This window comes from Actinacidiphila paucisporea, assembly GCF_900142575.1.
GTDB lineage: Bacteria > Actinomycetota > Actinomycetes > Streptomycetales > Streptomycetaceae > Actinacidiphila > Actinacidiphila paucisporea.
Genome location: NZ_FRBI01000045.1, coordinates 1 through 18,195 on the forward strand (window position 1 = coordinate 1; position 18,195 = coordinate 18,195).

Below are 18,195 nucleotides of genomic sequence, written 5' to 3' on the forward strand. Positions count from 1 at the left end.
GACCCGGAACATCCACCCCAGCGGTCAGTTGGCAGCGGGGCCGGATCACAAGCCGTCCTGATAGCTCAGGAACCAGTGGGTGTCGAAGTAGCGGGCCATCGTGAACGGATGGTGCCGGTCAAGGAGGATGCGGCAGACGAACTCCGCGGCCGGGCAGTCGAAGAGGACGTCGCGGTTGTCGAAGGTCCGGACCGCGACGGGCCAGCGGTCCGGGTCCCCGCCGTCGACCCGCCAGCAGTACAGGTCCTCGTGTTCGGTGCCTGCCCAGATGAGCAGACCGTCCTCCCGCAGATGCGTCCACGGCTCCTGGTTCAGGTCGAGGTAACCGTCGAAGGCGCCCACACCGAAGGTCGCCACCATGCGTTTGTAGTCACCGGGAAGTCTCGATCCCAGGCGCCCCTCGATCCGCGCCCAGTCGACGTCCTGCCGTCGCGAGGAGGGGGTCCAGCCGGTGACGCGGACGAGCCGGTCGACCCAGTCCTCATCCTGGCCCAGTGGCCCCACGGGCGGTGCCTGCGTGCGCCGCGGCGCGGTCGCCAGCACCGGCCGGACGACGCCTTCCGCGTCCCGCGCCGTCCCCGCACCGATCCACTGCTCCCCGTACGCCCATGCCCGTATCGTCACCCCCCGCCCTTCGAGGCCGGTCAGCAACCCCGCGCCGCTCCACTCATCCGCGGTCGGATCCGTGAAGCCGTCAAGGACAAGGGTTCGCGGGGCACCGTAGCGACCGTCCAGCAACTCCACGAGTGCGTGTGGGTCGACATCCGAGGGCAGGTGCAGACACCCGCCCGGGGAGGTGATTCGGGCCAGCAGGTCGTTGAGCGTCGATTGCGTGAGTTCCATGGCGGCAGTGAAGCGCACCGCACCGACAACAAGCCTGCCGAGAACGAGGTGCAGCGCAGGTCCGCCGGTCTACCAGGTCGCGGTGCTTGCGAGCCCTCGACACCCGGGGGCGAACAGGCGATCAGGCAGGGGGTGACATGGCGGTTGAGCGTCACAGACACCTGATGCCTCGTCCCTCCGGGACAAGGCATTCGGGTGGTCCACATGGGCAGGGCGCGCCGCGCTGCGGCCGGTCAGAGATGCGAGGAGCGCTCCTGACCCGCACAGATGGGATCTGTGGAGGGTCCTGGACGTTGCTGCGGAAGCGCACTTCTCGGATGAAGAGTGCTGACCTGTATCTACATGTCGCGTCCAGGGCGTCGGCCGTGGGATCAGACGGGTGAGGTGCTGCGGGTCGAGACAGTCCGCCACATCGGCTCGCATCAGGCGATAATGATCGTCAGCTGCCTGCGTATCGCTTGGGGGGTCTTGTGAGTCTGAGTCCGCGTGAGGTATTTCTCCGCCTTGTTCATGGGGTCGCCGACGGGAACTCAAGCGAGTTGCCTGACCTGTACGGCGAGGTTACCGATGTCCGGCATCCGATGGCGACGCCGGAGTCCGAGCCGTTGACGAGTCGGCGTGCGCTCCGGGAGCACTTCACGGTGCCGCCGGGAATTCGGGAGTCCTTGCCGAAGAGGGGTGTCGCCGATGTCGTCGTCCACGAGACCGCCGATCCTGAAGTGATCGTCGCCGAGTTCGCCTACGAGTTCACGTTGCCGGACGACTCCAGGTCCAAGGTGCCCTGCGTCTTCGTCATGCGTGTGCGGGACGGTCAGATCATCGAGTCTCGCGACTACATCGACCCGATCCGTACGTACACGGCACGCGGGGACCTCGACCGCCTCCTCGCGTCGTTGCGCAAGGGCGTTTCCTAACCTCGCGCTTTCCAAGGTGGGCTGTCCATCTGTTGGTGATGAACGCGGAAAGTGCCTCTGACCAGCGAGAATGAGGATTGCTGAGGTTCTTGTTCCCGCCACCGCCGGAGGCGCTTTCCAGGTGAAGAAGCGTATCGGGTTCTATCCGCGTGTCCGCGCCGAGGGCGGTGGTCGCGGCGTGGTTTCGCAGGCCGGTGCGGTGCTGCTGGTCGAGATGGCCCGCAAGACCGGTCTGGATGCGGCGATGTCGGCGGCGCTTGAGCCGTGGCGCAAACCGCGGGCGGTGCACGATCCGGGAAAGATCCTGCTCGATGTGGCGCTTGCCCTCGCGCTGGGCGGGGACTGCCTGGAACGAACAGACCGGCGGGTCCCGGCCGCGGCTCCGTGCACCCCATGCCGGATATCCGCCTGCCACTCGGATATCACCGAGCCTGCCAGGGGGCGCGGGGTCCCCCGTGACCGCGCCTGCCTGTGTGCTCGGACCCGCCGGTCATCCCTGAAGGACGTCGAGGGTGGGCACAAGCCTGCTGATTGCGGACAGATACCTGCTGGATGAGCCGTTGGCCCGAGGCGGCATTGGCTCGGCTGGCGTGGGATTGTTCGGTCCTGCAGGGTGAGGCGTCTGTCCGGGATGTCGGTCAGGTTCATCGCGGCCAGGCGAGCTGGCTACCGCGTGGAAGGCGACGCACGGCCTCTCACCCATCCCGCATGCGTCTCCAGCTTGGACACCGACCTGTCCGGTGCGGTTACACCCGCGAGGCGTATTCCGGTCAGCAGGCTCCCGACAAGCTGTTGATCGGAGGTGTCATGCCGCCGGGTCCCGACGGCACAGCACGAGCAAAGCGACTCCACCGGCCAGGGCGATCGTGGCAATCTGGGCCACGATTCCGCTCGTCAGGTGCGCGGGGTCGGAGGAGTCAACGAGGTTGGTCCAGTTCTGCCAGTAGTGCACCGGCAGGGCCTTCTGCACGACGCTCAGGGTGTGCGTGCCGTCGAGGAGGCTGGCGGCAATCACGAAGGCCACGGAGACACCGAGCGCCTCGGCACCTCGGGGCAGCAACATCGGCTGAGACGTCGTAGAAGCGGTGCACCCAGACGGTGTCGCGCGGCACCCGGTCGTGCCGGTCCGGATACGCCATCTGGCCGCCCTCGACGAGGATCTGGTAGCCCTCGTCGGTGTGGAGCCTGAGCAGCGGCCCCTCGAACTGGTAGAACAGCGGCTCCTCGCCGCTTCCCACCCGCACGTGCGTCGAGCCCTCGTTGAACCCGTAGAACAGGTCCGTCACCGCCTTGTCGATGCCGGGCGCGCCGCCCGCGAAGCCCCGCACGTACACGAGGGAAAGCCGGACCCGGCGGACATCGGACCTCCAAGGTGCCACCCCGCGCGGATGATCTCTCCGCCTCGTGGTGACCGAGTCCGGGCACCGGTGCCGCGGGAGCGCCACCCGGCCGGCCGACGGTCTCGCCCCGGGGCTCCGGCGACCACCCGGTTGGCGCGGGCGGGCTGAGCCGCGCGGGTGATTGTCGCCCGGGTGCTGCCGAAAGCCCGGCGGGCGAGGAAACAGTGACAGGGTGAAGGTTGGCGGCGGCGCTTCGTGGAGGAGACAGGGAGCCTACGACCAGGCTCGAAGGTGGCGAGTCCGCAAGAGCGGGTGGTATTTGCCCCTGCTGGCGCTGACCTTCCTGGGCGCGCTGGTCATGCTGTTCCTGGCGGCGGAGGCCATCTTCACCCTGGCGGCCAAGAACAGCGAGGCGGACAAGGGCTTCAGCTCGCCCATGACCTGGATCGACGGGCAGTGCAGGGAGAGCAGCTTCTCCTGCGGCGTCCTGCAGAACGTCTTCATGCCCTTCCTCACGCTCGCCCTGGTCACGGTCGCCTACCTCTTCTTCCGCTTCAGCCGGGTGCGCGGGGGGTATCTGCGGAAGGCCCAGGAGGCCCCGCGCGAGCTGGTGGAGACGGCGGGCGACATCTTCGGCGAGGTCGTGGGCCGCGACCAGCTCTGCGCCGTCCTCATGGCGGACCTGCAGGACACCCGGTTCCGCCGCACGCACATCGTCGTCGGGGGGATCGGCACCGGCAAGACGGCGCTGGTCGTGCTGCTGACCCGGCAGCTCGCCCAGTGCAACGCCGTACCCATCCCGCTGCGCCTGCGCGGGGTCGAGGGCGGTCTGGACTTCCGGCAGATGGCGTGCGAGCGGTTCGCCCGGGAGGTGCAGGGCGACATCCGCTCAGGTGCCGAGGGGGAGAAGGTGTGGCGTCGGCTGTGTCAGCAGGGCCGCATCGTCGTCCTCGCCGACGGGCTGGAGGAGGCGCTGACCGGTGAGGCGCTTGCCGAGGAACGCGACAACATCATCCGGCTGGCCATCCGCCGGGCCAACGCCGAGCGGCTGCCGCTGATCATCACCTCCCGGCCGCACGACTCGCTTCGCGGGATGGAGGTGTCCCTCACCGACCTGGAGCCGCTGAGCGAGGAGGCGGCGCTGGAGTACGTCTCGTCCGGCAACAGCTGGGAGGACCGGCAGCGCCTGGACTGGATCGTGGAGAAGGCCGCCATCGCCGAGGCGCCCACCTATCTCCAGATCGCCCGCGAACTCCACGAGGAGGGGCTCCTGGAGCACGCCCTGTCCGCGCACGCCGAGGCGGACGCCGTGGAGACCCGAGGCGGGGACCGGGCGGCGCTGCGCTTACACCTCCTCGACACCTGGCTCAACGCGCTGATCAGCGGCCATCTCCATCCCGAGCTGGCGCTCAGCCCCGACGAGCGGCGGTCGGCGATCCACTACCTGTCGGCGCTGGCCTGCGTCGGGCTGGCGTCGGACTCCTCCGAGGTGCGGTTCGCCGACGTGGTCGACGAGCAGGACCCCCTGCGGCCCCGCTATCCCGAGATCGTCCGGGAGCTGGCGAAGAGGGTCGAGGACAGCCGGCTCGACATCCGGCTCGCCGCGCACTGGGGATCGCGGATGGGCCTGGCGGAACTCGCCGGGGACCGCGTCCGCTTCCAGCACAGCGTCCTGCAGGCCCACCTCGGGTCACGGTTCATGAACGCGGTGATCCACCCGGGCATCCCCGCGGAACCGGCGGAGGGATCCTTCTTCCCCGCGGCGCTGGAGAAGCCGGGGCGCGAGCTGCTGATCGCGATGGTGCTGCACTCCCGTACGGTCGAGGGCGCGTGCGTGCACGGGGAGGCGGGCTCGGGCGAGGAGCCCTGGTGCCCCACGGCGGCCGCGCGCGATCTGCTCCTGAACGCCGCGTGCCGGGCGCAGACGACCACGGGCCGCCCGCCGGGGTCCCCCGGCGGTGAGGGGGTGCCCGGCGCCGCGGACGGCACCGCCCAGGCGGTCTTCGGGCGCACGCTCCACACCAACGCGCTCGAGCTGTACGCGGCGGCCCTGGACATCGACAGCGTCGACGCAGAACCGCAGCAGCACCTCATCGCGATGCGGCTCTGCACCTCCTGGCCGGACCTGCTGGCCCGGGACCCGCACACCCTCCAGGCGGCCAAGACGCTGCTGGTGTCCCGCTTCGGCGAGGCGATGCGGGGCGTCGTCCGCCGGCAGACCCTGCAGCCGGCCTATCTCGAACTGTTCGACATCGCGTGCCAGGAGCCGTCGTACCCGGTCCGCGTCGCCATCGCGCAGGAGATCGGGTCCGGCGGCGACGCGGCCTTCGCCGTGCTCCAGCCCCGGCTGCGCGGACCGCAGGTCGTCCGGGGCCGGCGGGTGGAACGCGGCGGCGAGCGGGATCTGATGCTGGAGCTGTACGACGGCCAGCAGCCGGAACTCGTCGCGGAACAGGAGGCCAGGAGGCGACGCCGGGCGGAGGGCGGGGTCGGCCGGATCAAGCGGGAGCTGCGGGAGCGCGAGGAGCAGCGGCACGAGGAGCGGAGTCTGGAGGCGGAGGAGCGGGAGGCGGAGGAGAACGACTGGCGGGACAACACCATGTGCGCGTGGCTGGTCCCCCTGCTGGTGGGCTCGGTCACCACCCATCGCCACCGGGACACCCCCTACGCGTTCCTCGAGACCTGGGTACGGCGGGTGGGCGTGCCGGAGGAGGGCGGGGACCCAGCGCTCGACCTCAGCGTGGAGGTGGCGCTGGCCCAGGGCTTCAAATACGCGGCCAACCGCAGGCAACGCCACCCGCACGCGCGGCCCGAGGCCCGGACGTACCTCGCCGAGCAGGCCTGGGACATGCTCAAGCGCACCCGGTTCTGGTTCACCCGGCTCACGCTGCTGCACGCGCTGACCCTGTGGAACCTGCGCGACGGAGCCGATGTCGCGCGCCCCCAGCACGGGCACGGCTCCCATCCCGCCGAGCAGGTGCGGCAGTGGCTCGCCGTCCCCGGCGGGGAACGGGAGCATCCCTTCGTGGAGGCCACGGCGGAACTGTGCGCGTGGGCGCTGGAATCGCAGCAGCCCGAGCGGTTCCTGTGGATCGACGAGTGCGGCGTCGCCGCCCATGTCGGCTCGCGGACCGCCCCGCACGGGGAAGCCCGCAAGCACCAGCTGTGGATCCCGCCGTCGACCGGCTGGAGCACCCTGCACGAGCGCGCCCAGCAGCTGCTGGGCGACGTGATCGTGCTGCTCAATCTCGCCGAGCGCGCCGACTGGCCCGAGGACCGGCTCCGCCGCCTCCAGCACACCGGCCGGCCCGATCTGCCGCCGTGCCTGACCCGGGACCGCGCCCCGCTCGACCCGCGGCGGACCGTCGTCCGTACGGCGGCCTCGCAGGCGGGCTCCAACTGCCTGGACGACTGCGCCTTCGAATTGTGCCCGTACCCGCCTAAAGGCCTCGAAGGACACCGCGTGGAGTTGAGCCAGGCCTTCTGCCGTGCGCAGTCCACCCTGCTGTCGCGGTCCCGCTCCCGGCCCCGCCCTGAGGCACGGTGGCAGCGGGGCACCAGGATCGGCGAACTCAGGGAGTTCTGGGATCAGATGGGACAGCGGGCGCAGGACAACGCCCGCTCACGATGACGCGAGGAGCTTCGGCCAGGTCGTGGAAACGGGTGCGTTCCGCGGGGGTCAGGGCCGTGGTGAGGGCGTCGAGGCGGCGGGCGATCCCGGCGGCGCCCTGCCGGGTGATCCGGCGACCCTCGGGGGTGGGACTGACCAGGACGCCCCGCCCGTCGTGCGGGGACGGCAGGCGCTGGACCAGGCCGCGCTTCTCGGCGCGGGCGACCAGGCCGGTCATGGAGGACTTGTCCAGGCCGAGGTAGCCGGCGAGTTCGAGCATGCCGGGCCTGCGGTCGCGCAGGATGCCGAACAGGCGGAGCTGGACCAGGGAGACGTCGTACTCGGCGGCGACGCCCGTGAGCACGCCGTGGACCAGGAAGGGCAGCCGGACGAGCACGTCGACGGTGGTGTCCGGCTCCCCGTCGGGGTCGGGGATCAGGCCGCCGCCGCCCGCTCCGGGCGCCTCCTCGGGGTTCGGAACGCTGCTCCTGCCGAAAATGTCATCCGTGCAGGTCATGCGCACCAGGTTCCTCGCGGCTTGCGTCACCCGTACCGCGGTCGGGTGGGCGGTGGCGCGGAGGATCCGGATCCGGCGGCTGGCGTGCTCGATCACCGCGAAGACATGCAGTCGCGCCCCCGACAGGGTGACAGTCTCGAAGAAGTCGCAGGCCGGAATGGCGTCGGCCTGGGAGCGCAGGAAGTCGGCCCATGTGCTGGAGGCCCGCTCGGGTGCCGGGTCGATGCCGGCGTCCTTGAGGATCTCCCAGACGTGGATGCGGCGACCTTCACGTTCAGTACGAGAAGCTCGCCGTGGATGCGGCGGTATCCCCAGCTCGGGTTCTCCCGGGCGAGCCGTAGCACCAGGACCCGGATGGAGCGCACGGTCCGCGGCCTTCCCGGGCGCTTCGGCCGGGACATGTCGGCGTGACGGTGTGCGACCAGGTCGCGGTGCCCGCTACGCCCCCGAGTACATGGGCACGCTGGGTGGCTGAGCACCAGGCCCGGGGCACTCCACACCGGCACCCTTCACGCGGGCAGGGGCATGAACAGATCGCCGAACCGGTGAGGACACCAGCCCAAGGCTGTGGCCTGTTGGCCTGTGGGAGCCCTTGAGGGCCGTCGGCCTTAGCCTGACGCCATGACCTGGCAGAAGCAGAACTGGTCCCGGGTGCGCCGGGAGCTGTGGCGGCCGCCGCGCGCCCACGGCCGCCAGCCCCAGCACCGGGTGGTCGGCCCCCTGGAACTGTTCTACGACCTGACCGTGGTCGTGCTCATCGGCCAGGCCGCCCACCACCTGGCCGACCACCTCACCTGGCGCGGGCTGGCCGAGTTCGCCGTCATCTTCGCGCTGGTGTGGATCGCCTGGCTCAACGGCACACTCCACCATGAGCTGCACGGATATGACGACGCCCGCGGCCGCGTCATGTTCCTGCTGCAGATCCTCATCCTCATCCCCCTCGGGGCGTTCATCCCCAAGGCAGGATCCGAACAAGGAGCCGCCTTCGCCATCACCGCCGGCATCCTCTTCGCCGTACTGGCCCTGCTCTGGTACCTCGCCGGCCGGGGGGACACCCCCGAGTTCCGAAAGTCCAGCGGGCTCTACGTCGCCGGCACCGCCACCTGCGCCGCCATCCTCATGGCAAGCGCATTGCTGCCCCCAGACGCCCGCCTGCTCACCTGGGGGCTGCTGGCCCTCGCCGCCCTCGGAGGCCTCGCCGCGATCATCGCGCTGGCCTCCCCGGCCCAGGCGGCTGCCTTCACCATCACCGACGCGCTCACCGAACGCTTCGGACTGCTCATCATCATCGTGCTAGGCGAGACCGTGATCGGCGTGGTCGACGGCCTCTCCGGCGAGCCGACCAGCGCCACCGGAGTCGCCGTCGGCCTCGGCTCCGTCCTGGTCGGATTCGGCGCCTGGTGGACCTACTTCGACTTCGCCGGGCACCGCCCGCCCCACCGCACACGCGGCGCGACCGTGCAGTGGCTGCTCCTGCACCTGCCCCTCACGGCGGCCGTGACCGCCATGGGCGCGGCGATGCCCACCTTGATCGAGCACGCCCACGACGACCGGACACCTCCCGCAACAGCCTGGGTCCTGTGCGCCGGCGCCGCGATCGTGCTCTGTGCGACCATGGCCCTCGCCGCCAGCCTGCAAGCCTGGGAGAACGACCGCCGGCTCTACCGGCCGCTCGCCCGGATCAGCGTGCTCGTGGCCGTCGCGGCAGCAGCCCTCGGCGCCCTGCGCCCGCCGCCCCTGGCCCTCGCGCTCACGCTCTTCCTTCTCCTGGGAGTCCCCTGGCTGTTCGCCGTGGCACACCGCCTGTCGCGTGCTGAGGAACCCACCCCCTAGGAGAAGGCGTGAGCGTACCCCGGCGGGGCTCCGGTGGGCATGCGCTGCCGCGGCCGGTGATATGACGGCCCCACGCCACGCCCGGCAGGAGCCGGCAAGGAGACTCGGCAGCGTGACCAGCGTTGAGCCTCGTGTGCCCTGTTCCGCCTGGAAGGCAGCCCCGGTTCGACAGGCGCGCTTCGGGACATTCGGCCGACGGCGGTTGACTGTGGCGTCCCGATGCACGGGGGCGACCGGCGGTGCTGCCCCGTCCTGCCGGCCTTCATGCGCCCGGCCTACGGACGGGTGCGAATCCCCTCGAATACAAGGTCGAGTACCCGGCCCACTTGGTCGCGGTCCTCCAGGACGTCCGCGACCATGGCGATGCCGCTGGGGGCCACCACCACGTCGTCCGGTGCGACCTCGGGACGCGTGATCCCCGCCGCCGCGGTCGCCGACAGCAGTGCGGCAACGGCCGCATCGACCTGGTCACGGCTTTGCGCGAAGGGGTCCCTGCCCGCAGCCACGACGGCTCGGATCGCACCCCCCAGGCCGATCTTGGTGGCCCAGTAGTCGACGAACCGGTCCGTCCAGGTCCGCAGGGCGTCCCCGAACAGGCCCAGCAGGGCGAGTTCGCCGACGATGAGTCCCGTCTCCTCCAGAACCTCTCTCCGGGCGGTGTCCTCGAAAGACTCGCCTGGGTCCATGAGTCCCGCGGGTAGCCCCCACCCCCCGGTGTCCGCGCGGGCCAGCAGCAGCACCCTCCCACGGTCGTCGGTAACGACCACCGACGCCCCCGGGAAGATGACAGGCCGGTGGCCCAGCAAGGAGCGCAGTTCGGCCACGTAGTCGTTCATCCGTCGTCCTTTCGGCGACGCTCAGACCGCGTGCGAAAAGCCACCGACGTGCGCCCGCCGTACGACGTCACAAACGCGGTCGACGTCATGCTCCGGCATGTGCGAGCAGAGCGGGAGGGTGATCATCCGTGCGGCCAGCCGGTCTGTCACCGGCAGGGCGGGCGGGGCCGTTTCCGAGCGGTACGCGGTCCGCCGGTGCAGCGGCGGGTCGAAAGAGAAGCGTGTGCTGATGCCTTCGCAGGAGGACAGGTCCCGGGCCAGTCGGGTGCGATCCGTGCCGAACGCCTCGTCGTGGGTCGTTGCTCTTTCTGGCTGCCTGCCGTAGTCGGCGCGGGTCGCCGCCTGCCGGGCCGTCGCGGACGGTTGCCGCTCGGCCTGCGGCTCGGAGCCCTAACCGGCAGTCCTGCCTGGGGCGAGGACAGTGTTCTTCGGCTTGCGGCGGCTCACCGCAGGCTGCCGGGCCGAGCGGGCTGCCAGGCGCGGTCGGCGAGCAGGCGCAGCCCGTTGAGGCCGACGATGACGGTGGAGCCCTCGTGGCCGGCGACGCCCAGTGGTAGGGGAAGATGGCCGGCCAGGTCCCAGATGACCAGGCCGGTGATGAACACGCCTGCGGTCACGAGGTTCTGGATCACCAGGCGGCGGGCGGCGCGCGACAGCCTCACGACAGTGGGGATGGTCCCCAGTTCGTCGCGGACGACGACGGCATCGGCGGTCTCCAGGGCGAGGTCGGATCCGGCCCGCCCCATGGCGATACCGGTGTGGGCGGCGGCCAGCGCCGGGGCGTCGTTGACGCCGTCGCCGACCACGAGCACCTTCCGGCCGGCTTCCGCCAACTCCTGAACGGCGGCGACCTTGTCCTGTGGCAGCAGTCCGGCACGGATGTCACTGATGCCGACCTCGGTGGCCAGGCGTGCGGCAGCGCGCGCGTTGTCGCCGGTGACCAGGAGCGGCCCGGTGCCGGTCAGCTCGGCCAGTGCGGTCACGGTGGCGGCGGCCTCATCGCGCAGCCGGTCGGCGATGCCCAGCACCCCGGCCGTTGTCCCGTCGACCAGCACCACAACCGCGGTACGGCCCTCGTCCTCCAGCCCCGCGGCCACCACAGTAGCGCGCCGGCTGCCTGCCGCGTCCAGCATGCGACCGGGACTGCCCACAGTGACCGTGCGGCCCTCGACGGTGGCGGTGACGCCGACGCCCGGGGTCGAGGCGAAGTCGCCGGCAGCGGGGATGTCCAGGCCTCGGGCGCGGGCGGCGTCCACGATCGCACGGGCCAGCGGGTGCTCGCTCGCGTGCTCGGCCGCTGCGGCCAGGCGCAGCAGGGCCGCAGCGTCCAGCCCGGCCCCGGCAAGCGGCCGGACCTCGGTGACGCGGGGGGTGCCCTCGGTCAGGGTGCCGGTCTTGTCCAGCGCCACCGCGTCGACCTGCCCGAGCTGCTCCATGACGACTGCGGACTTCACCAGCACCCCGTGGCGTCCGGCGTTCGCGATCGCCGACAGCAGTGGCGGCATCGTGGCCAGGACCACCGCGCACGGCGAGGCGACGATCATGAACGTCATCGCCCGCAGCAGCGTCGGCTGCACAGCGGCGCCGAAGAGCAGTGGGGCCGTGAACAGTGCGACCGTGGCGCCGACCATGCCCAGGCTGTAGCGCTGCTCGACCTTCTCGATGAACAGCTGGGTGGGCGCCTTGGTCCGGGAGGCCTCCTCGACCATGGTCACGATCCGCGCGATCACCGAATCCGAGGGGTCGCGCTCGACCTTCACCCGCAGGGCCCCGGTGCCGTTCAGGGTGCCTGCGAACACCTCGTCCCCTGACCCCTTGGCCACCGGCAGGGGCTCGCCGGTGATGGTGGCCTGGTCCACCTCGCTCGCCCCGTCCAGAACCCGGCCGTCGGCACCGATCCGCTCGCCTGGCCGCACCAGGATCGTGTCGCCGACCGCCAGCCGGTCGGTGGCGACGCTCTCCTCACCTCCGCCGTCGCTGATCCGCGTAGCCGTCGTCGGCGCGAGATCGAGCAGGCCGCGCACCGAGTCCGCGGTACGGGCGGTGGCCAGCGCCTCCAGCGCGCCGGAAGTCGCGAAGATCACGATCAGCAGCGCGCCGTCCAGCACCTGCCCGATCGCCGCCGCGCCGATCGCGGCGACCACCATCAGCAGGTCCACGTCGAGCGTCCTGTCCCGCAGCGCCTTCAGCCCAGCCCAACCCGGCTCCCAGCCGCCCGCGACGTAGGCGGCGGCGAACAGCGGCCCCCACGTCCACACCGGGGCGCCCAGGAGGTCCAGCGGCAGAGCGGCCAGGAACAGCACCAGCGCCGCCAGCGCCCAGCGGGCCTCCGGCAGCGCCAGCACCCGGGTACGCCGCCGGGGCGCCCCACCGGCACGGGCAGCCGGCGGCGAGGCGGGCTTGGTCAAGGTGGTGGACATGGCAGGGGAAGCCCTTCGCGCGGAGAGTCGGACCATCCACCGTACAGGAACACTTGAACAGTCATTCATTCGTTCATTTCCGTAGAATGGCAGCCATGGGCCACGGAACGAACACCCCGAGCGAGGACGCCATACCGCGCACCGCGCTCACCCCGCAGAACGCACCGAAAGTCGCCGCCACCCTCCAGGCCCTGGCCACCCCCTCCAGGCTGCTGATCCTCGCCCGCCTGCGCGAAGGCCCGCTGCCCGCCACCGAACTGGCCGCCGCCGTCGACATGGAGCAGTCCGCCTGCTCACACCAACTGCGGCTCCTGCGCAACCTCGGCCTGGTCACCGGCACCCGCCAAGGCCGCTCCGTCGTCTACGCCCTCTACGACAACCACGTCGCCCAGCTACTCGACCAGGCCCTCTACCACGTCGAACACCTGCGCCTGGGCGTCACAGACGCCGTCGCCGACGCCGACGCCGAACTGCCGACAGGGGCCGCACCCGCGGCACCGTAAATGGCAACGCGCGGACGCGGTCGGGCGCCCACCGCCGAGTGATTGACGCGAATGCGGGCTGGTGGAAGGCGGCGGCCATGGCCAGGCCGTCAGGTTTGGCATCAGGAGACCCCGGTGCTACCGATCCGCCACGAGAGGCTTCGCCGGTCCGCAGCGACAGAGTTGGCGCGAACTGTCAGTGGGGCCCGGCAGGCTGGAGTCGTGACCACACCCGACGTTCAAGGACTGGAGCAGTTCGAACGCCCGGTTCTGGACGACACCGCATCTCGGGCGGCTTCAAACCGTGAGTCCAGCACATCCAGCCGACATGCCGATCTACGACGCGCTGGTGGAGGAGTTGGACGATGTTCCGGCCGAGGTGCGGCTGACCGCCGAGCGGACGGTGCAGAAGAACGCGGAGACTGCCACTGCCCTGCGGATCAGCGTGCGGTTCGGTCGAGCGGGGCGGCGGGCCTGGCGCGAGTGCGGAGAAGCCGGAGTCCTGTCGAAGGGGTCGCCGGGAAGATCTCGGCTCAGCGAAGACCAGATCGCCGGGCTGGAGCGGGAGTTGGAGCGTGGCCCGTTGGCTCACGGGTGGGCGGACCAGCGGTGGACGCTAGCGCGGATCAAGACGCTGATCGGCCGGCTGTTTCCATGTCTCGTACACGGTCGAGGGCACCTGGCGGCTGTTGAAGCGGACCCCGGTCGTGTCGAGACCTCCCGCCCGGACCTGCTCCGATGGCTGGCTGAGTACGGGCTCCAACCAGCGACTCCCCAGCAGTACTTCGCGCGATGGCGGAAGAACGGCACGGACAAGCAGATTCATGACCGGCTGCGTATGCAGGTGCGTGAACATGCCGGGCGCCCTGAGGACCCGAGCGCGGTAGTGCTCGACTCGCAGTCGGTGCGGGCGGCGGCCGGCGTGCCGAAGGCGACCACGGGCCTGGATGCCGGGAAGAAGGCCCTCAGGACGTGAGCGTGAGCTCGCCGTCGACGTGATAGGGCCGGTTATCGCGGTCGTCGGTCATGGCTGCCAGCGCCCACGTAGCGGCAGGCGTCAGGCATCCGCGCCGGGCGGCGGGTCGCCGAGCGCCGCGTGCAGCAGGGCGAGCACGGTGGGCGCGGCCTCGGCGAGGGGGCCGTCGCCGGCCAGCGAGTCGAAGACCTCGAAGCCGGTGAGGGTGTACAGGACGGCGGCGAAACGGCCGTTCATTTGCGAACCCTCGCTGGCGGGGTCGCCGTCGGCCGTGGCGAGCCGCCGCGCCAGCACTTCGGCCCCTGCGCGGCGGCGCTCGTCCCGGGCGCCGATGACCTGGCCGACGTCGGGGTCGAGCGCGGCCAGCCCGCGCAGCCGGCGAGTGCAGGCCCTGTCCACCGCCCAGAAGTCAGCGATGGTGTGCACGAACGCCCGCAGTGCAGCGTGCGCGTCGATCAGGCCGAACGCCTCGGCCAGCTGCTGCATGTGCCCGCGGGCGGCAAGGTCGTCGCAGAGCGCTTCGAGCAGACCGATCTTCGTCCCGAACTGGTAGTACACGGTGGCTCGCGAGACGTCGGCCCGCCGGGCAACCGCGTCCACCGCCACGATCCCCTTCTCCACCAGCAGATCGCGGGCGGCGGCTACGATACGGCCGCGGGTCTCGTCCACCGAGCTCTGCCGGCGACCCATCTCGTAGGGCCTCGGACTCATCATTGCCTCCTGCCTGCCGTGCCGCCCGCTCCGGGGCAGCCGCCCGAGCAGTATCGCCTACCCGTCGCTCACCGCGCCGTCCACCAGGGCCTGGACCAGCGCCGTCAGGATCACCCGCTGCCCTTCGGAAGCGGGGTGCAGCCCATCGGGTTCAAGCAGTCCGGGGCGCTCGGCCGGTACAAAGACCGGGTCGAGGTCCACCAGGGGCTCCGGTCGCGACCTGAGGTCCTTCGACACCGCCGCCAGGTCGGCGTTCAGCCAGCGGCTGCCGGTGAAACGGAAGCCGGGCGCGGCGGTGATCCGCTCCTCGTCCACCCGATGCGGGGTCAGCCACACCCACCGCGCGCCGTTGGGGCGGGCGAGCCCCCGCAGGATCGACAGGTTGCGCGCGGTCTCATCCGGGCCGACCAGTGTCGCGCGGTCGTCGATCCGGCGGGCGTCGTTGGCGCCGAGCTTGCACAGGATCCAGTCCACCGGCCCGGCCGCGCGCAGCACGGCCGTCCAGCGGGCCAGTGCCTCCGTGGTCGTCTGGCCGGACACCGCAGCGTTGACGACGGTGACCGCGTCCTGGCCGGGCTGCCGCAGCCACAGGACGTGCCGGAGCACGTCGAGCCAGGACAGCCGGTCGGCGGTGTCGCTCTCCCCCACGGCCAGGATCGTCGTACCCGGCTCGAACGGCAGCCGGTTCACGAGTGCGGCGAACGCAGGTTCGGCGAGCACTTCAGCTGCTGCCGCCCGTGCCCGCCCGTCGAGGGCGTCCACGTGCCGCAGGTAGACGTCCTCCGCCAGGCCGAGTGCGGCGGCCAGTTGCGGCGCACCGGCGCCGATCAGGTAGGGCGTGGACCGGTCGGGGTGCATGTACCGCACCAGCCGCTCGGCCTGCGCGTTCCGGGCGCGGCCGCCGGGGTCGGACGGCGGGTTCACCGCCCACCGCCCGCGGACCGGGGGCCGCGCCCCACCCGACCCAGCAGGAGGGTCACAACCAGCAGCCAGGCCATGCCCAGGAACCGCCCGACCGGCAGCAGGAAGGCCGCCGACTGCGTGGCCAGGCACAGCAGGGACGCCAGGGCCACCGCGCAGAGGACCAGACCGGCCGGCCGGATCCAGCCGGGCAGCGCACCGCGCAGCGCGAGCGCGGTGGCGCCGATCATCACACCGACGCCGATCACCGCGCCGGGCCCGCCGGTGACAAAGGACAGGTCGTGCAGCGCCCGCACCAGCGCAGGGCTGGACTGCGTGGTGTCACGCACGGCGACCCAGCCGAGCAGGGCGGACAGCAGTTGGAAAGCCGCGCCGAGTCCGCCGGCCGCCGCGATCAGCCGGGGGTGCACGGCCCGGTCGTCGGTCGAACGGCCGGCCGCCGCGTCAGCCAATGCTGCGGCCAGGACCAGCAGTCCGACCGCCGAGACGCCCTGCAGCACGCCCTGGAGGAGGACGGCATCGCGATGGTGCGCGAAGTAGTCCAGGATGTCGGCGTTCCCGCCGAACGGCGAGGGGTACGTCGTACGCGCCAGCGCGGTGGAGCCGGTCAGGCCGCCGACGAAGAGCAGCACGTACATCAGCGCGCCGACGAAGGGCATGCGCGGCCGGACCGGGCCGGTCCCGGCGGTGCCGGCCTGGGCGGCGGCCGAACGCTCAGGCAGGGGTGGGGCGTTCACATCATCACCCGGCCGCCGCTGACGTCGAGTGTCTGGCCGGTCATCCAGGACGACGCGTCGGACGCCAGGAACAGCGCGGCCTGCGCCACGTCGGCTGGTTCGCCGAGTCGGCCGAGCGGATGGGCGGCCGCGACCTGCTGCTGGATCTCGGCCGGCATCTCCGCGGCCGTGCGCTCGGTGCGGACAGCGCCGGGCGCAAGGCAGTTCACCCGGACACCGCTTGATGCGTTCTCCAGCGCCATCTGCCGGGTGAGCATCAGCACGCCCGCCTTGGCCGCCGCGTAGGCCGCGCTCGCGCCGCCGGGCAGCCGGCCGGCGGTGGAGGCCATGGTGACCACCGAGCCGCGCCGTTCGGCGATCATGCCGGGCAGGAAGGCCCGCAGGGTCAGGAAGGTCGCCGTGAGGTTGCCCTCCAGGGTCGCGCGCCAGCGCCCGGGTTCCATGGTGGCCGCCGGCACCGGCCTGCCGTCGCCGCCGGCGAAGGCGAGGAGTACGGACGCGGGCCGCTGCCACGTACCCGAGATCTGTGCGGCAGCGGCTTCCAGCGCGTCCTCGTCCATGCAGTCGGCTACCACCGGCAGCGCCTCACCGCCGTCCTTCTCCATGCCGGCGACAACCGACGCGAGGGCTGCCTCGTCCCGGCCGATCAACGCCACGCGGGCCCCCTGCCGGGCGAACTCCCGGCCGGTGGCGGCACCGATGCCGCGTGAGCCGCCGGTGACCACCACCACTTGTCCGCTCAGATCCGCGTACTGCCCCGTCATAGGTCGCTCCCTCGCTGTCCGGGCCCGTGCTGTCCGGGCTACAATTCATTCATACAGTCTGTCCGGCTAAATATCCAGCTGGTCCTCGGCCCGGCGCTCCGGCGCCCCGCACCCACCAAGGAGATGCCATGAACCTGCTCGTCGTAGGAGCCGCAGGTCGCACCGGCGGTCTGGTCGTCGACCGCGCACTGCGGGACGGCCACACCGTCACCGCGCTCGCCCGTGACCCAGGGAAGGCACCGAGCCCGCGCCCGGGACTGACCGCGGTGCGCGCCGACGTCCTCGACCCGGCCGGCCTGACCGTGCCCATGAAGGGCCAGCACGCCGTGGTCGTCGCGCTGGGCGTGCACGGGCGCGGGTCCACCACCGTCTTCTCCGAAGGCGTCCGCCAGGTGGTCGCCGCCGCGCGGGCGGCCGGGACCACGCGGCTGGTCGCCATGTCGTCGGCCGGCCTGTCCACCGGTCATCTGCCGTTCGTCCAGCGGCAGGTGACCCGGCTGGTGGCCGAGCGGGTGTACGGCGGGATCCACACGGACCTGGCCCGGATGGAGGCCGTGGTGCTCGACTCGGGCCTCGACTGGACGCTCGTGCGGGCACCCATGCTCAGGGACGGCGGACCGACGTCGTCCTACCAGGTGTCGGTAGGCGGGCACGTGCCGACGGCGCGCGCGGCGGTGCGCGCCGACATCGCCGACTGGATCGTACGGAACCTGGACGAGCCGGCCACCTATCGGCAGCACGTCGAGATCGCCGGGTAGGCGGCAAGCCGCACCGGGCAGGCACCTGGACCGGCCGCGGGCACCCGAGGACGTATGGAACTTCGGCTGGACACACGGCCGCTCGCCTCGCGGCGTAGCCGCTCGGACCCCGAATGTTCCCTTCCCCTGCCCGATGTGTGGGGGTCCTGACAGGCAGGGTCCACGGCTACCACGGCCGGACGGTTGCAGACGTGCCGGTCGACGGCCGGCAGGTCGTCATCGATGTCCAGGTGCTCGCTTGGTCTGCCCGGTCCAGCTCTCCTTCAACGACGTCCACGCCTGGCCGGTCCCCTCCTGGGCCTACGCCAACCGTCGTGATGCGGGGCAGCACCTCTGAGCGTTCGAGCCGTCGGTCAGCACCCCGCTGAATAGCGAGGGATCTTGTCCACCACGGTTGCCCTCCAAAACCCGGCCGGGAGTCGTAGGCCTCGACGCCCGTCGTCAGCTGTGCCGAATCTCCGCACACTGTCGCGCCACAAAGTCACCAGGTGCGGGGGCAGCGGCACCACCCGCGTCTCCCCCGGCGGGCGGTT

14 protein-coding genes and 6 pseudogenes are annotated in these 18,195 nt (G+C 71.5%); 9 read left to right on the forward strand and 11 right to left on the reverse strand.

Translation table 11 applies throughout. The features are described from left to right. Positions 1–45 precede the first annotated feature (45 nt). Positions 46–843, reverse strand: a complete 798-nt coding sequence (locus BUE44_RS34225; protein ID WP_073502673.1) for an SMI1/KNR4 family protein — start codon at positions 841–843, stop codon at positions 46–48. Positions 844–1,313: 470 nt separating this feature from the next. On the opposite strand from BUE44_RS34225, the gene BUE44_RS39690 reads away from it, so the two are divergent. Together BUE44_RS39690 and BUE44_RS34235 are read left to right on the forward strand one after the other, a co-directional pair. Continuing rightward, positions 1,314–1,757 carry a nuclear transport factor 2 family protein gene (locus BUE44_RS39690; protein ID WP_322941033.1) on the forward strand — a complete coding sequence of 148 codons (444 nt, stop codon included), beginning with the start codon at positions 1,314–1,316 and terminating at the stop codon, positions 1,755–1,757. Positions 1,758–1,878: 121 nt separating this feature from the next. Beyond that, positions 1,879–2,110, forward strand: a pseudogene (locus tag BUE44_RS34235) (transposase); the annotation flags it as partial. A 452-nt stretch (positions 2,111–2,562) separates the two neighbouring features. Here BUE44_RS34235 and BUE44_RS37685 read toward each other — a convergent pair. Then, entirely contained in the window at positions 2,563–2,820 is a 258-nt protein-coding gene (locus BUE44_RS37685) for a hypothetical protein (RefSeq protein ID WP_235002753.1), read from the reverse strand. A gap of 596 nt (positions 2,821–3,416) precedes the next feature. Here BUE44_RS37685 and BUE44_RS34245 point away from each other — a divergent pair. After that, complete coding sequence (locus tag BUE44_RS34245) at positions 3,417–6,728, forward strand: NACHT domain-containing protein (protein ID WP_235002750.1); 3,312 nt, start codon at positions 3,417–3,419, stop codon at positions 6,726–6,728. Here BUE44_RS34245 and BUE44_RS36220 read toward each other — a convergent pair. Together BUE44_RS36220 and BUE44_RS39085 are read right to left on the reverse strand one after the other, a co-directional pair. Beyond that, positions 6,670–7,224 carry a MarR family winged helix-turn-helix transcriptional regulator gene (locus tag BUE44_RS36220; protein WP_079190347.1) on the reverse strand — a complete coding sequence of 185 codons (555 nt, stop codon included), beginning with the start codon at positions 7,222–7,224 and terminating at the stop codon, positions 6,670–6,672. The genes BUE44_RS34245 and BUE44_RS36220 overlap by 59 nt on opposite strands. Before the next feature lie 3 nt (positions 7,225–7,227). Next, positions 7,228–7,658, reverse strand: a pseudogene (locus BUE44_RS39085) (integrase); the annotation flags it as partial. Between the two features lie 187 nt (positions 7,659–7,845). On the opposite strand from BUE44_RS39085, the gene BUE44_RS34260 reads away from it, so the two are divergent. Continuing rightward, entirely contained in the window at positions 7,846–9,057 is a 1,212-nt protein-coding gene (locus BUE44_RS34260; protein WP_073502933.1) for a low temperature requirement protein A, read from the forward strand. Between the two features lie 275 nt (positions 9,058–9,332). On the opposite strand, the gene BUE44_RS34265 is transcribed toward BUE44_RS34260, so the two are convergent. From BUE44_RS34265 to BUE44_RS34275, 3 genes and pseudogenes are all read right to left on the reverse strand, one after another. Continuing rightward, positions 9,333–9,893 (reverse strand): NUDIX domain-containing protein, encoded by a 561-nt coding sequence (locus tag BUE44_RS34265; RefSeq protein ID WP_073502934.1) that lies wholly within the window; start codon positions 9,891–9,893, stop codon positions 9,333–9,335. A 21-nt stretch (positions 9,894–9,914) separates the two neighbouring features. Further along, positions 9,915–10,172, reverse strand: a pseudogene (locus BUE44_RS39935) (DegT/DnrJ/EryC1/StrS family aminotransferase); the annotation flags it as partial. A 164-nt stretch (positions 10,173–10,336) separates the two neighbouring features. Then, a complete protein-coding gene (locus BUE44_RS34275; RefSeq protein WP_073502935.1) occupies positions 10,337–12,313 on the reverse strand; it encodes a heavy metal translocating P-type ATPase in 1,977 nt (658 codons plus the stop codon). Between the two features lie 95 nt (positions 12,314–12,408). Between BUE44_RS34275 and BUE44_RS34280 the strand changes: the two genes are divergently transcribed. From BUE44_RS34280 to BUE44_RS39695, 3 genes and pseudogenes are all read left to right on the forward strand, one after another. Further along, entirely contained in the window at positions 12,409–12,816 is a 408-nt protein-coding gene (locus BUE44_RS34280) for an ArsR/SmtB family transcription factor (RefSeq protein WP_073502936.1), read from the forward strand. 385 nt (positions 12,817–13,201) lie between these two features. Then, positions 13,202–13,523 (forward strand): annotated as a pseudogene (locus BUE44_RS40010) (winged helix-turn-helix domain-containing protein); the annotation flags it as partial. 50 nt (positions 13,524–13,573) lie between these two features. Then, positions 13,574–13,854: pseudogene (locus BUE44_RS39695) on the forward strand (transposase); the annotation flags it as partial. Here BUE44_RS39695 and BUE44_RS34290 read toward each other — a convergent pair. From BUE44_RS34290 to BUE44_RS34305, 4 genes are read right to left on the reverse strand one after another with little or no spacing between them, the layout of a single operon-like run. Continuing rightward, a complete protein-coding gene (locus tag BUE44_RS34290) occupies positions 13,853–14,485 on the reverse strand; it encodes a TetR/AcrR family transcriptional regulator (RefSeq protein WP_200804619.1) in 633 nt (210 codons plus the stop codon). The pseudogene BUE44_RS39695 and the gene BUE44_RS34290 overlap by 2 nt on opposite strands. A 54-nt stretch (positions 14,486–14,539) precedes the next feature. Further along, a complete protein-coding gene (locus BUE44_RS34295) occupies positions 14,540–15,406 on the reverse strand; it encodes an SGNH/GDSL hydrolase family protein (protein ID WP_079190344.1) in 867 nt (288 codons plus the stop codon). Further along, the gene (locus tag BUE44_RS34300; RefSeq protein ID WP_073502938.1) at positions 15,403–16,140 is read right to left on the reverse strand and encodes a hypothetical protein; all 738 of its coding nucleotides are present in this window, start codon (positions 16,138–16,140) and stop codon (positions 15,403–15,405) included. Before BUE44_RS34300 ends, BUE44_RS34295 begins: the two co-directional genes overlap by 4 nt. Then, positions 16,137–16,904, reverse strand: coding sequence for an SDR family NAD(P)-dependent oxidoreductase (locus tag BUE44_RS34305; protein WP_073502939.1), 768 nt, complete (start codon positions 16,902–16,904; stop codon positions 16,137–16,139). Before BUE44_RS34305 ends, BUE44_RS34300 begins: the two co-directional genes overlap by 4 nt. Positions 16,905–17,032: 128 nt before the next feature. On the opposite strand from BUE44_RS34305, the gene BUE44_RS34310 reads away from it, so the two are divergent. Together BUE44_RS34310 and BUE44_RS34315 are read left to right on the forward strand one after the other, a co-directional pair. Then, complete coding sequence (locus BUE44_RS34310) at positions 17,033–17,662, forward strand: NAD(P)-dependent oxidoreductase (protein ID WP_073502940.1); 630 nt, start codon at positions 17,033–17,035, stop codon at positions 17,660–17,662. Between the two features lie 94 nt (positions 17,663–17,756). Next, positions 17,757–17,915, forward strand: a pseudogene (locus BUE44_RS34315) (transposase family protein); the annotation flags it as partial. Positions 17,916–18,195: the final 280 nt, after the last annotated feature.